Below are 13,475 nucleotides of genomic sequence, written 5' to 3'. Positions count from 1 at the left end.
TATGCAGGCAGTCTTTCCGCATATCTCGCCAGAAACCTACGCGCCGCATGCGCTGCATGCGCAGACACGCATCTGGCCCGAAACCAATTGCTATGTCGATCTCTGGATCGAAGTGCTGGCATCGCTTCGGGTCGTGCCCGAAGCGATGCTGGGCTTTACCCTGACGCAGGATTTCGAGGGCGACCAGTTCACCTTCTTCAAGGTGCCGCTGGAAGACCTCGAAGCGCTCTATGGTGTGCGGGCAACGGAACTTGCGATCTTCGACAGTGTGGAAGGCCATATCGCGGAACAGATCGGGCGCGGACGGCTGTGCATGGTGGAGATGGACAGCTATTTCATGCCTGACACGCAGGGCGTGAGCTATCGCACCGAACATGGCAAGACCACCATCGCGATCAATCGCATGGATGTTGCGAACCGCTCGCTCGATTATTTCCACAATGGCGGCTTCTACCATCTGGAGGGCGAGGATTTTAACGGTGTCTTTCAGCGCCATCTGACAGAAGCAGACCTGCCCTTCCTGCCCTATACGGAATTTGCGAAGTTCCCGAAGGAAATGCCCGGTGAAGCGCATCAGCGGCGCGTGGCAGAAATTCTGCTGCCACGCCATTTTGCGCGCAGGCCCAAGGCCAATCCGATCCGCGCTTTCGCCGCTGTGTTTCCGGCGCAGGTAGAAGCCATCGCCGAACGCCCCTTCGGCTTCTTTCACAAATATGCGTTCAACACGCTGCGCCAACTTGGTGCAAATTTCGAACTGGCTGCAAGCCATCTGCAATGGCTGGGCGAAGGCAAGCGTTTCACCGCTGCTGCCGCCGATGCGATCCAGATCGCCGAAACGGCCAAGGCCGTGCAATTCCAGCTTGCGCGTGCCGTGATGCGCAAGAAATTCGACGCACTGGCAAGCGCGCTGACACCTGCCGCCGAAGCATGGGATCGCATGACGGGGGCGCTTGCAACAGAACTTGGCCGCGATGCTGCCTGAACAAGCTGCATCAAGCCGCCCGCTTGCCGAAGGCTGGCGGCTTTTCCTGACCGCAGACAATGAGGCCGCGTCGCCCGCTGATGTGCCGCGCAACGGCGCGTATCTCGATGCGCCGGTTCCGGGCACGGTGGCGGAAGCGCTGGAAAAAGCAGGGCGTTTCAGCCGCACTGCTCCGACACCGCTGCACAATCAGGATGCGTGGTATTTTCTCGACCTTACCGAAACAGCCGGTGAGGCGGTGTTGCATTTTGCGGGCCTTGCCACGATCTGCGAAGTCTATCTGAACGGCGCTTTGGTTCACAACAGCGACAGCATGTTCCTCTACCACGACCTGCCCGTCACGCTGACCGGCGCGGATGAGCTTGCGCTTTGTTTCCGCGCTCTTGGCCCCCGCCTGGAGCAGAAAGGCCCGCGCGCACGCTGGCGCACGCAATTGATGAATATGCAAGGCTTGCGCCTGATCCGCACTACCGCGCTCGGCCATATGCCGGGCTGGTGCCCGGACGTTCATGCCGTCGGCCCTTGGCGGCCAGTGACGATCAGCCGACCCGACGCGGAAACGGTCAGCAGTATTTCCATCCAATCCACGCTTCATGAAAATGGCGACGGAGGGCTTGCAGTCAGCTTCACCTATCACGGCAAGGCTGAAAATCTGACCCTGCATTGCGCGGGTTCGCAGATCGCCTGTGACAGACAAGCGGATAGCCGCTGGCAGGCACAGCTGACCGTCCCGGGCGTAGAACCGTGGTGGCCGCATACTCATGGCGCGCCGACGCTCCATGAACTGGAATTGTCGCTCGGCAACGAAAAGCAGAAGCTTGGCCGAACCGGCTTTCGCCGCATCGGCGTTGATCGCGGCGCAGACGGAAAATCATTCGCGCTGGTGATCAATGGCGAGACAATCTTTTGTCGCGGTGCTGTCTGGAGTTCCGCCGATATAGTCCGGCTGCCGGGCGCACGCGCCGACTATCAACCATGGCTGCAGCTTGCGCAGGACGCTGGCATGAACATGCTGCGCGTCAGCGGCATTACGGCTTATGAAACGCCTGACTTTTATGCCGTTTGCGACGAGCTCGGCATCATGGTCTGGCAGGACTTCATGTTCGCCAATTTCGACTATCCGGTGAAAGACGAAGGCTTCGTCGCCAAGGTACAGGCGGAGACGCAACAACTTCTTTCCGCCATTCGCCATGCTCCTTCGCTCACCGTGTTGTGCGGCGGCAGTGAGATTTATCAGCAAGGCGCCATGATGGGCCTGCCCGAGACAATCTGGAAAGGCGCGCTGACCGAAGAGATTTTGCCCGCCGTTGCGCGCAAACTCTGTCCCGGCATTCCCTATGTGCCGAACTCGCCCTGTGATGGCGCTCTGCCCTTCATCAGCAACGAAGGCGTCAGCCATTATTATGGCGTCAGCGCCTATTGCAGGCCGCTGGACGATGCGCGCCGCGCCGAAGTGCGCTTTGCGACCGAAAGCCTTGCTTTTTCCAATGTCCCGGAGGCACGCACGCTCAAGGCGCATCTCGACGTGCCCGCCGTCCATGATCCGCGCTGGAAAGCGCGTGTTCCGCGTGATCGCGGCGTGTCATGGGATTTCGAGGACGTGCGCGACACCTATCTGGAAATGCTCTATGGCTACGATCCGGCCCGCTTGCGGCGGGAGGATATGGAGCAATATCTACACCTTTCCCGCGCCGTCACGGCGGAAGTGATGGAGGCGACTTTCGCCGAATGGCGACGACCGGCAAGCACCTGCTTCGGTGCCTTGGTCTGGACGTTTCAGGATGTGTTGCCCAGTGCCGGCTGGGGCGTGGTCGATGCGACCTGTGAACCCAAACCCTCGTGGTATGGGCTGAAACGCGCTTTTCGCCCGGTGCAGGTTGGCCTGACCGACGAAGGCGTCAACGGGCTTGCCATTCACGTGCTGAACGAACAGCCCCATGACGCCGATTTGACACTGGAACTCACCTGCCTGCGCGCCGGTGCCCAGTCGGTTGTAAGCGGTCGCCGCGATCTTTCGCTGACAGCGCGTTCCGGTGTCACAATACCGGCAACCGAATTGTTCGGCGCATTTTTCGATACGACTTATGCCTATCGCTTCGGGCCTCCGGCCCATGACGTGACGGTCGCCCGGTTGAAACGCAGCGAAGCCACTATCGCCGAGGCCTTTCATTTTCCGCAGGGGCGCACCAAAGCCTTTCACGATGCGACAATTGAATGCAGTGTCGTGGAAGAGAGCGGCAACTGGTTTCTTGATCTCAGCACAGCCGTGCTGGCGCAATCGGTCAGCATTGACGCCGAAGGCTGGCGGGCAATGGAAAACTGGTTCCATCTCGCTCCCGGGGAGACGAAGCGCGTCGCGCTTCTTCCCCGCCATGATGGCGAAGGCAAACCGTCCGGCGAAATTCGCATTGCCGGATCGTCGCGAAGCGTCTGGTTTTAACGCGTTTTGAAAGCCAGCGCGCGGATGGCGTCGATATAGACGTTGCGCGCATGTTCGGGCGTCAGATTGTGATCGGCGTCCGGAATGACCGCGACCTTTACATTGTCGAAGCCCTGCACCTTGTCGCCTGCCTGATCGAAATAGTAATTGAAATGCTCGCGGCCGCTGTCCTTCTCGGCATAGACCAGCGTCAGCGGCACCTGCCGCAGCTTCAGTTCATCGAAAGCCGAATAGATCGCCCGGCCTTCAACGGTGCGGCTGCGCAAAAGCTTGCGCGCCAATCCGCGAATACGTCCGCTGACGCCGCGTGCAAGGTTGCGCAGGATAGCGCGAATATCGAGTTCTCCGCGAAACAGGCGCTTGAACGTATCGAGTCGCATGGCGCGGCTGCCATAATCTTCCAGCGTCCGATTGCCTTCCCGTACCACATCTTCGACCGAAAGCTCCGGCGCCCAATAGAATGTCACCGGATTGACCAGCACGGCACCCGAAATCCGCTCGTCCAGCACCGCGCAATGCAGCCCGAGGAAAGCGCCGCTGCACCGCCCCGCCACAACCGGACGCCCCAGCCCGATGACATCCAGATAATCCAGCGCGTCAGCGACATCCATTTCCGGCGCATGGGTATAAAGCACCTGTTCCGGCATGCCCGGAATGGGCGGGCTGTCACCGGCATTAGCGATATCAAAGCGCAGCGACGAAACACCGTCCCGCGCCAATCTGCGCGCCATATCGACCGTGGTGCGGCCCCATCCAACGCGCCGATCATAAGAGGACGAGAGGAAGAGGACCGTATGCCCCTTGCTGTCGCCCAAGGGTTTGCACAGCACACCCGACAGACGATTGTTCGGGCCGAAGGCCACCGGCGTTTCGACGAAGCCGTCGCCCCTGATCTGTCCGCCGAGGTTGGTTTCATCGGCACTTTTTTGGGCCGGTCTACCATCCGCAAGCGCCACTGACCAATCGACCAGTCTGTCGGCAACATTCAACGGCAGATGCGAAATAACCGGGTTGGAAATCAGCTTGTCGTAATCGGTGAAGGCTTCCACCGTGACTGCCACGCCGAGCTTTTCCAGATGCCCGGCCAGTTCCGCATCGTTCGGGCGGTCGGCCCTTGCTAGCAGAAGGCACGTGTCCGCAGGCTTTTCAGAGAGCGACAGGAGATTGATCTTCTTCACATCTGCGGCAATTTCGGGCGTCATTGTCAGGGATGCAATGGAAACCGCCCCCTTGATCCGCTGCGCATCAGGAAGGCCAAGATCGGCATCGACCATGCTCGACCACACCGCCAGCTCGCGGGTGTAAAACCGACCGGAAATCACCGGTGCCAGCAGCGCCAGCGCCGCCAGACCTTCAATATGTGGAGCCGTTTCAGCAGCAACCGCCGCGCCAAGGCTCTGCCCGATGATGACAACACGGCTCGCGCCCGACAAAAGCCGCGCCTTGTCCGCCGCTTCGATCAGCGCCTTTCGCCAGCGTTCCAGACCGGAAGAAAAATCAATGTCATCGCGCCCGTCGCCGGTGCCCGGCCAGTCGAAGCGCAAGGATGCAATCCCATGCTGAGACAGCCTGTCGGCAATGATACGCCAGAATTTCCGGGTCGTGCAAAGTTCTTCCAGCCCCCATGGGCTGGCGAAGACGACGACCGTATCGAGCCCCGTACCATAAGCACGCTGAAACAGGCCCAGAGTGTCGGAAAAGACAATCGGACTGGCCGCCGCCGTGCCCTCCAGAGGCTTGGAAGATGGTAAAGTTTCCACGCCGTCGCCCATGCCCGGTATCCCCACCATATTAACAACGCCTGCAATAACGGAATTTAACCACAGAACCAAGAGGCCCTATTCAACATCTGAAGATGCGATCATTTAAAGATGTAGACCATATACTCTTATTACCGGGCAGTATGACACTTCATCCACCAGGCAATGCCGGTTCATTTTCGAAAACGCTGTAACAGCAGATGCTTTCTTATAACATTCTTGTGAAAATGATCTCCCAATCACAATCTTGATATTCGCGTTAACCGCTAATCAGGAAATACTATGCAACCAAGGCCCATCGAAATTGAGCCGGATTTGGCTGGGGGGCCAGGATGGGTAACGCGATCATGACATGCCGCCGTGCGGTGACAAGGCCTGCGCCTGTCGGCTGCGCGATCCCGGTCCAGTTTCTGCATTTGTAAAGACCGACCTTGCACAGCCAGGTTTATCTGTCGGATCACCACTGACCGCCATTGAGACCAAGCCAATCACTTTGGGCATTCCAGTGCCCTGACCTCGCTTCTAAAGGCTATCGGGGCTATTTCATTCCATGATGACCGTTCTCAATTGCATTGCCACGCAGCATGACGCGTGGCTGACAACGTTGGCAGCGCTGATCTGCCTCGTGGGTTCCGCGATCACGCTCAATCTCGTCCGCAAGGCCGCCAGATGTCATGGCTTCGTGCGCTATGGCTGGCATTTTCTGGTGGCGATCGCATCTGGCTCAGCCGCCTGGTGCACGCATTTCGTCGCCATGCTGGCCTATGAGCCGAGCGCGCCCGTGGTGCTTCTGCCAGACCTTACCATCCTGTCGCTGGCGATTGCCGTTGTCGGCACGGGAATCGGCTTCGTGGTCATGACCGGCGGCTTTCCCCGCTTTGCCCCCGTCATCGGCGGCGCCATGGTGGGCGCATCGATTGCCACCATGCACTATATCGGCATGCTCGCCTATCGCGTGGACGGGCTGATCGAATGGAACATGGATTATTTCTATGCATCCATCGTGTTTGCCGTGTTGTTTGGCTCGCTCTCCGGCCAGTTTTTGATGCGGCGTCGCTACCCGACCTCCTACCGTCTGGCGGTTCTGGCCTTTACCGCAGCCGTCGTCAGCCTGCATTTCACCGGCATGGCGGCGCTGACCGTGACGCCGATGAACTATCTGCAAGAAGCGGAGCTTGCCGACAAGTTCACCCTTGCCACTTCTGTCGGCGGAGTCGGCCTGATTGTGCTTGGCACTGCCCTTGCCAGTTACCTGATCGACAGCCACGTCCAGTCTTCCAACCTGCGGCAGTTGCAACACATTGCCCGTCACGACTCGCTGACCGGATTGCCCAACCGCACCCAGTTCGTTGAACGCCTCAGCCGCGAAAAGGTCAGTGCCGATAATGGCGACCACCGCATTGCGCTGATCGGCATCGATCTGGATCGCTTCAAGGAGGTCAATGACCTCTATGGCCACGCCGCGGGTGACAGGCTGCTTTGCGAGATTTCGGCCCGCATGACCGAACATCTGGAAAGCGGCGAGCTGATCGGTCGCTTCGGCGGCGATGAATTTGCAGCCCTGAAGACATTTCAGGATGAGGACGATCTGCGCAGCTTCGTCTCCCGACTTAACATAGCGCTTAGCGATCTTGTGGACCTTGGCAATGCCGTTGTGCGCCCCGGCGCAAGCCTCGGCATCGCAATCTATCCAACCGACGCCGAGGATGTGGAAAAGCTTCTGTCCAATGCGGATATGGCCATGTATCGCGCCAAACAGAACATTGAGAACAAGATTTGCTACTATGAAAGCAGCATGGATGAAGCGGCGCGCAAGCGTGCGGCGCTGGCACGCGACATCTGGACGGCGATTGACGAAAACCAGTTCTTCCTGAATTTTCAGGTCCAGCGCAGCATCAAGGATGGCGGCATATCGGGCTATGAAGTTCTGCTGCGCTGGCGTCACCCCGTGCAGGGTCTGGTGCCGCCAACCCTGTTCATTCCGATAGCCGAAGAATCGGGCGTCATCACGCAGCTCGGCGAATGGGTATTGCGTGCAGCCTGCAAAGAAGCGGCAAGCTGGCCCGTTTCCCGCAGGATAGCGGTCAATATTTCCCCGCTACAGCTCAGCCATACCGGCCTCGTGGACACGGTTCAAAATATATTGAACGAAACCGGCCTACCGGCAAAACTGCTGGAGCTTGAAGTGACCGAAGGCGCGATCATCCGCGACAAGGCGCGCGCGCTGCATATCCTGCGTGAACTCAAGGCGCTTGGCGTCAGCATCGCCATTGATGATTTCGGCACCGGCTATTCGTCGCTGGCGACATTGCGTTCCTTCCCCTTCGACAAGATCAAGCTCGACCGCAGCTTCGTCACCGATCTGGACCAGAACGTGCAGTCGAAGGCTTTCGTGCGGGCGATTCTGGCGCTGGGCCATAGCCTCGATATTCCGGTGCTGGCCGAAGGTGTGGAAACGCAGACGCAGATGGATATTTTGCAGGAAGAAGGCTGCAATCAGGTGCAGGGCTTCCTGCTTGGGCGGCCCGCGCCCGCCATTCACCTCGGCCTCGACAAGAAGGGCGAGGCGCAAGCCGCCTGAAGCCAGTCCACAGTGGGCCGGGACGCGGCGCGCGGCGCTATTACCGCCGCGTGCGAATCTGCCTATAATCGCTTCATGCCCATTCGACATTTAAGCGAAACCATCATCAATCAGATCGCAGCAGGCGAGGTCATCGAGCGCCCCGCCAGCGTGATCAAGGAATTGGTCGAGAATGCCATCGACGCTGGCGCGACCCGCATCGAGGTTGTGACCGGCGGCGGCGGCAAGACGCTGCTGCGCGTCACCGACAACGGCTCCGGCATTCCCGTCGACGAGTTGCCGCTCGCGGTTTCGCGCCATTGCACGTCCAAGCTCTCGGATGACGTGCACGATATTCGTGCACTGGGTTTTCGTGGCGAAGCCCTGCCCTCCATCGGCTCGGTCGCCAAACTGACTTTGAAATCACGTCCGCAGGATGCGGATGCCGGATTTGAGGTTTCCGTTTCCGGCGGTCATCTCGAAGGCCCGCGCCCCACGGCGCTCAATCGCGGCACGATAGCCGAAGTGCGCGATCTCTTTTACGCCACGCCCGCCCGTCTCAAATTCATGAAGACGGACCGTGCCGAAGCCTCCGCCATCACCGATGTGCTGAAGCGCATTGCCATTGCCTTCCCGCATGTGCGCTTTTCGCTGTCCGGCACCGACCGCACGCCGTTGGAAATGCCCGCGACTGGCACGGGCGCCGATGCCACGCTGGAGCGGATCGGGCAGGTTCTCGGTCAGGATTTCTGCGAAAACGCGCTTTCCATCGATGCCGAGCGTGACGGTGTGCGGCTTGCCGGTTTTGTCGGCATACCATCCCATAATCGCGGCAATGCACAGCACCAGTTTGCTTATGTGAATGGCCGTCCGGTGCGCGACAAGCAGATTTTCGGCGCGCTGCGCGGCGCTTATGCCGATGTCATTGCGCGTGACCGCCATCCGGTCGCCGTGCTGTTTCTGACGCTCGATCCGGCACTGGTCGATGTGAATGTGCACCCGGCCAAAGCCGATGTCCGTTTTCGCGATCCCGGCCTTGTGCGCGGCCTGATCGTGGGCGCGATCAAGCAGGCGCTGTCCCAATCCGGCATCCGTCCGGCAACCGGCGGCGCAGAAGCCATGTTGCAGGCTTTCCGCGCCGAAGGGTTTCAACCAAAGCAGTCTTCGAACAATTATGCCTCGACAAGCTGGCGGCCTGAGCGCCCAAGCCCGCGCAGCGAGTGGTCGCCGCAGACTGCACATCCGGCGCATAGACCGCTTGATTTCGGCAACGCGCCTGCCTTCCACGAAAGCGAGCAGGCGACAATCGATGTCGTGAATATTCCGACAGCCGATGCGCGCGCGACCATGAGCGAAGCCCCGGTCGAATTGCAGCAAAAGCCGCTCGGTGCGGCCCGCGCGCAGATTCACGCCAATTATATCGTCTCGCAAACCGAAGACAGCCTCGTCATTGTGGACCAGCATGCGGCCCATGAACGGCTGGTCTATGAAGCGCTCAAAAACGCGCTGCACTCGCGCCCGATACCGGGGCAGATGCTGCTGATCCCGGAAGTGGTCGATCTGGCGGAGGAAGACGCCGAGCGGCTGGCAAGTCATGCGGAAACGCTGGCCCGGTTCGGGCTGGGCGTGGAGCAGTTTGGTCCCGGCGCTATCGCTGTGCGCGAGACACCCGCCATGCTTGGCGAAATGAACGTGCAACAGTTGATCCGCGATCTGGCCGACGAGATTGCCGAGCATGAAACCGCCGACGGATTGCAGGCCATGCTCAACCATGTTGCGGCCACCATGGCCTGCCATGGATCGGTACGTTCAGGACGCCGTCTGAAGCCCGAGGAAATGAACGCATTGTTGCGCGAAATGGAGGCAACGCCCGGTTCCGGCACGTGCAATCACGGACGCCCGACCTATATCGAGCTGAAGCTGAGTGATATCGAGCGGCTTTTCGGCAGACGTTGACAGGATTTGGTATAAGGACCTTCAGCGCCGCTGGACGCCAAGGTTCGCACTTGCTAGAGTTCAGTGCAAAGGTTTTACACACATGAACAGATTTGAATCGCCCCGCTCATCCTCCGAAGCTGTCCTGCGTTATCTCGACGGCGACTATGAAATCGTCAAGCACGGTTCCTATGTGCTCTGTGCCGTTACCGGCGCGCAGATTCCGCTGGACGAATTGAAATATTGGAGCGTTGCGCGGCAGGAAGCCTATGCGACCGGCCTCATTTCCTTCGAGCGTGAGCTTGAGTTCAACCCGGAAATGCGCAGCCGCACGAAGGCTTAGTTTCCTTATAAAGACCGGCTTTTAAAGCGCTCGATCGCCGTATCAAGGATATGATGGAGCGCATCCGTGCGCTCGAATTTCAGATCGATATCGAGAACCGCCAGTTTCGACAAAAATTCAGCCGGCACACCGACCATTGTGGCGAGACGCACATGGTCCTTTGCCGTGGTGATCAGCCCCAGCCCCTGCCTGCGGGCCGTATCGATCAGGTCGCGGATTTCATCGGGTTCAAAGCTGTGATGATCGGGAAACGAGCGCGTTTCCGCGATGACGCCGCCAGCCTGTGCAAGACTTGCATAAAACTTGTCGGGATTGCCGATACCGGCAAAGGCCAGCCAGCGCTGCCCCGCAACAGTAGCCGACGATGAAGGCAAAAGCGCGGCCTCATAGATCGGCCGTCCGGCGCGGGCCGCCTGACGGATCACGAAATCCGCAGCATCGCCTTTGCCGATCCGCAACAGCGCGTCGGTCTTGCGCATCTGGTCGGTCAGCGGCGCACGCAATGGACCCGCCGGGATAACACGGCCATTGCCGATGCCCCGCCCCGCATCCACCACCAAAAGCGCAAAATCGGCATGGAGCCGCGCGCTCTGGAACCCGTCATCCATGATGATGAAATCGCAGCCAAGCGATTGCAGATGCTGCGCGGCCTTCACCCGGTCGGGCGAAAGTGTTACCGGCGCATGGCGCGCCAGCAAAAGCGGTTCATCACCGACATAGCGGGCGCTGTCATGGCCGGGGTCAACGACATGCAACCCTTTATAGCTCCCGCCATAGCCGCGCGAGACGATGCCGGGCTTCAGCCCGCGCGCCTTCGCGCCCTTGGCAAAGGCAATCGCCGTGGGCGTCTTGCCTGCCCCACCGACGGTGAAATTGCCGATACAGAGAACGGGCAAAGCGATTTTGGGTGGTTCGGACCGGATCAGGCGTCGCCCGGCGATAGACCCGTAAATCCAGGCGGCAGGGGCCAGTGATCTTGCGCGCCAGTCGAGCTTTTCCCACCAGAATGGCGGCGCTTCGCTCGCCATATCAGATGCCGCCGTGGACGTAGGCAACCTCGTTGCGATTGCCGGGGAACTGCGCCTGCAGCACAAGCGGCTGGATGAACGGCTCCAGCGCGACAAGCGTGCGATCAAGCGCGCCGCGCATATCCTTCACGGTGTTGACGCCCGCATTGATCATGCCGCGCAGATGCTGCGGATTGTTGAACAGGAAATTGATAGCCCCGGCGAGCATGTTCCTGTCCTTCACGATGCGCGCGCCGCCATTCTTGATAAGGCGCTGGAAGGACTCGCGGAAGTTCTGCACATTCTTGCCAGTCAGCACAGCTGTACCCATCATCGCCGGTTCCAGCGGATTGTGCCCGCCTTCTTTGGTCAGCGAATTGCCGATGAAGGCAATCTCGGTCAATTGCAGATAAAGCCCCATTTCGCCAATTGTATCGCCGAGCAGAATATCGGTATCCGCTTCAACGGCCAAGCCACTGCTGCGTCTGGTGACTTTCAGCCCCTTTTCCGCCAGCATCGCTTCGATGGCAGGCGTGCGATCCGGATGACGCGGCACGATGATCGTCACGAGATGCGGATAGCGCACCTTCAGCATCTGATGCACTTCTGCGGCGATTGCCTCTTCTCCATCATGGGTAGAGATCGCAGCCCAGCTGCGCCGTCCGGCGATCTGCCGCTGCAACATGGAGAGCGCTTGTGGATCAGCAGGCGGTGGCGTGGTATCGACTTTCAGATTGCCCGACACGCTGACCGGGCGGGCGCCAAGCGTGCGGAAACGGTCGCCGTCGAGTTCCGACTGGGCCACGACATGAGCGAAATTTTCGAACAGGGCTTCTGCCAGCGCGGGCCGCTTTTGCCATCTGGCAAAGGAACGATCCGACATGCGGGCATTGACCAGCACTTGCGGAATATGACGACCGCCGAGCGACAGCACCGTCGCGGGCCAGATTTCGGATTCGCAGCCGATGGCGAGGTCCGGCTTCCAGTGATTGAGGAATTTGTTGACCGCCGGTTGCAGGTCGAGCGGCGCATATTGATGAATGACCTTGGAGCCCAGCTGATCGGCCACAAGCTTTGCAGATGTCACCGTGCCAGTGGTCATCACGACATGAATGCCGGTGGAGGCAATGCTTTCGATCAGCGGCGTGATGGCAACACTTTCGCCGACACTTGCCGCATGGGCCCAGATGACCGGACCTTGTGGGCGGGCGACGGCTGACTTGCCATAACGCTCACCACGGCGCTGCCGCTCTTCCTTGCCGCGCGACGCGCGATAGGCAATGTAAGGCCCCATGAAGGGATAGGCGGCGGAGCCGAACATGCGATAGGCTGACAATATATTGCGCGCCCAGCGTTCGCTCATTTCGCTTTCTCCAATGCCGCATAGGCGCGCACCGTGGCGTCATTCAGCAGGCGCGTCAGTTCCATGCGTTTTTCTTCCAGTTGCGTTTCATCGGCGTCGGCATCTACCCAGACATTGTCGGCGCGCACAACAACGGACCGTCCAAAAGGCAGTGGAATCGTCGTCTTGTCCCATGACTTCTCCAAAACATGATTTCTCGAGAAGGCATAAGCAACCGGAATGATCGGTCGCCCGGACAATTTCGCCAACAAAATGATCCCCTCGCCGGCCTCACGCGGCGTGCCGTGGGGAATGTCGGCGATGATCGATGCCGACTGTCCTTTTTTTAGCGCATTCTTCAAGGTGAGAAGCGCACGCGCACCGCCTTTTTCTGGCTGTGCCCGCGAGCTGCGCCCGCCGGACCCGCGCACGGTCATGAGACCGAGCTTTTCCGCGACGCGGGCGTTCAGCTCCGCATCGGCGCTGCGCGAAAACATGGCGACCAGTTCGATCCCCTTGGGGCAGATGAACGGCCCCATCAGATGCTGGCCATGCCAGAAGGTCACGATGAAAGGATCGTCCTTGCCGACCAGCGCTTGCGGATCAGCCGAGCCCTTCAGCCGCGTGTTGGTATAATAGACAAGCTTGAAATAGCTCGTGATGAGCCAGACCAATATCGACTTGACGACAGCTGACTGCGCCAGCGGCCCGCGCACGCGCTTCCAAAGACGCTTGGCAAGGCCGTCTTTTTTCTTGCGCCTGTCGGGCTGGGCCGCGGGCTGAACGGACCGCTCTTCGCCTTCCGTCATATGTTGGTCTGGACCGGGCAAACTGCTCAGTCCGCCTGCAGGGTCACACCTTCGGGATCGAGCAACCGATGCAGGTGCACGATGAAATAACGCATATGAGCGTTGTCGACAGTCGCTTGAGCCTTGGCCTTCCAGGCGGCTTTTGCGGATTCGTAGTTGGGATAGATGCCGACGATATCGAGGTTTTCGAGATCGCGGAATTGTACGGTTCCAAGCTTGGACAGCTCGCCGCCGAATACCAGATGAAGAAGCTGCTTTTTGTCGCCTTCGACACTCATGACAATAATCCCTGAACAA

Annotated in this window: 10 protein-coding genes; 5 read left to right on the top strand and 5 right to left on the bottom strand. The window is 59.6% G+C overall.

Annotated features, from left to right (window positions below; genetic code table 11):
- Window position 1: 1 nt before the first annotated feature.
- Both ABWW11_RS15720 and ABWW11_RS15715 read left to right on the top strand, forming a co-directional pair.
- On the top strand, window positions 2-982 hold the full coding sequence (locus tag ABWW11_RS15720) for a DUF1839 family protein (RefSeq protein WP_109367780.1): 981 nt from the start codon (window positions 2-4) through the stop codon (window positions 980-982).
- Window positions 972-3,422 (top strand): glycoside hydrolase family 2 protein, encoded by a 2,451-nt coding sequence (locus ABWW11_RS15715; protein ID WP_109368030.1) that lies wholly within the window; start codon window positions 972-974, stop codon window positions 3,420-3,422. Before ABWW11_RS15720 ends, ABWW11_RS15715 begins: the two co-directional genes overlap by 11 nt.
- On the opposite strand, the gene ABWW11_RS15710 is transcribed toward ABWW11_RS15715, so the two are convergent.
- A complete protein-coding gene (locus ABWW11_RS15710) occupies window positions 3,419-5,212 on the bottom strand; it encodes an alpha/beta fold hydrolase (RefSeq protein WP_235859003.1) in 1,794 nt (597 codons plus the stop codon). The two genes, ABWW11_RS15715 and ABWW11_RS15710, sit on opposite strands and share 4 nt — an antisense overlap.
- Window positions 5,213-5,732: 520 nt before the next feature.
- On the opposite strand from ABWW11_RS15710, the gene ABWW11_RS15705 reads away from it, so the two are divergent.
- The 3 genes from ABWW11_RS15705 to ABWW11_RS15695 all read left to right on the top strand — a co-directional run bounded on the left by ABWW11_RS15705 (window position 5,733) and on the right by ABWW11_RS15695 (window position 10,020).
- The gene (locus ABWW11_RS15705) at window positions 5,733-7,763 is read left to right on the top strand and encodes a putative bifunctional diguanylate cyclase/phosphodiesterase (RefSeq protein ID WP_109367782.1); all 2,031 of its coding nucleotides are present in this window, start codon (window positions 5,733-5,735) and stop codon (window positions 7,761-7,763) included.
- A 75-nt stretch (window positions 7,764-7,838) separates the two neighbouring features.
- Window positions 7,839-9,698, top strand: a complete 1,860-nt coding sequence (mutL, locus tag ABWW11_RS15700; protein WP_109368031.1) for a DNA mismatch repair endonuclease MutL — start codon at window positions 7,839-7,841, stop codon at window positions 9,696-9,698.
- 82 nt (window positions 9,699-9,780) lie between these two features.
- Window positions 9,781-10,020 carry a DUF2093 domain-containing protein gene (locus ABWW11_RS15695; protein WP_109367783.1) on the top strand — a complete coding sequence of 80 codons (240 nt, stop codon included), beginning with the start codon at window positions 9,781-9,783 and terminating at the stop codon, window positions 10,018-10,020.
- A gap of 5 nt (window positions 10,021-10,025) precedes the next feature.
- Here ABWW11_RS15695 and lpxK read toward each other — a convergent pair whose 3' ends face one another.
- Genes lpxK through ABWW11_RS15675 form a run of 4 tightly spaced genes read right to left on the bottom strand, consistent with a single transcriptional unit; the run spans window position 10,026 to window position 13,456 of the window.
- Window positions 10,026-11,048, bottom strand: a complete 1,023-nt coding sequence (gene lpxK / locus ABWW11_RS15690) for a tetraacyldisaccharide 4'-kinase (RefSeq protein WP_319080562.1) — start codon at window positions 11,046-11,048, stop codon at window positions 10,026-10,028.
- 1 nt (window position 11,049) lies between these two features.
- A complete protein-coding gene (gene waaA, locus ABWW11_RS15685) occupies window positions 11,050-12,390 on the bottom strand; it encodes a lipid IV(A) 3-deoxy-D-manno-octulosonic acid transferase (protein WP_109367785.1) in 1,341 nt (446 codons plus the stop codon).
- Entirely contained in the window at window positions 12,387-13,178 is a 792-nt protein-coding gene (locus tag ABWW11_RS15680) for a lysophospholipid acyltransferase family protein (protein ID WP_109367786.1), read from the bottom strand. Before ABWW11_RS15680 ends, waaA begins: the two co-directional genes overlap by 4 nt.
- Window positions 13,179-13,204: 26 nt before the next feature.
- Window positions 13,205-13,456 carry a DUF4170 domain-containing protein gene (locus tag ABWW11_RS15675; RefSeq protein WP_109367787.1) on the bottom strand — a complete coding sequence of 84 codons (252 nt, stop codon included), beginning with the start codon at window positions 13,454-13,456 and terminating at the stop codon, window positions 13,205-13,207.
- Window positions 13,457-13,475 lie beyond the last annotated feature (19 nt).

The organism is Brucella sp. NBRC 113783 (assembly GCF_040372265.1).
Lineage (GTDB): Bacteria > Pseudomonadota > Alphaproteobacteria > Rhizobiales > Rhizobiaceae > Brucella > Brucella teleogrylli.
Note: the sequence above shows the minus strand (reverse complement) of the source record. Positions and strands in the feature narration are given on the sequence as shown.

Coding starts and splice junctions, on each gene's coding strand:
- ABWW11_RS15720 (WP_109367780.1), top strand. CDS start 2: ATGCAGGCAGTCTTTCCGCATATCTCGCCAGAAACCTACGCGCCGCAT.
- ABWW11_RS15705 (WP_109367782.1), top strand. CDS start 5,733: ATGATGACCGTTCTCAATTGCATTGCCACGCAGCATGACGCGTGGCTG.
- ABWW11_RS15680 (WP_109367786.1), bottom strand. CDS start 13,178: ATGACGGAAGGCGAAGAGCGGTCCGTTCAGCCCGCGGCCCAGCCCGAC.
- lpxK (WP_319080562.1), bottom strand. CDS start 11,048: ATGGCGAGCGAAGCGCCGCCATTCTGGTGGGAAAAGCTCGACTGGCGC.
- ABWW11_RS15715 (WP_109368030.1), top strand. CDS start 972: ATGCTGCCTGAACAAGCTGCATCAAGCCGCCCGCTTGCCGAAGGCTGG.
- ABWW11_RS15695 (WP_109367783.1), top strand. CDS start 9,781: ATGAACAGATTTGAATCGCCCCGCTCATCCTCCGAAGCTGTCCTGCGT.
- ABWW11_RS15675 (WP_109367787.1), bottom strand. CDS start 13,456: ATGAGTGTCGAAGGCGACAAAAAGCAGCTTCTTCATCTGGTATTCGGC.
- ABWW11_RS15710 (WP_235859003.1), bottom strand. CDS start 5,212: ATGGTGGGGATACCGGGCATGGGCGACGGCGTGGAAACTTTACCATCT.
- waaA (WP_109367785.1), bottom strand. CDS start 12,390: ATGAGCGAACGCTGGGCGCGCAATATATTGTCAGCCTATCGCATGTTC.
- mutL (WP_109368031.1), top strand. CDS start 7,839: ATGCCCATTCGACATTTAAGCGAAACCATCATCAATCAGATCGCAGCA.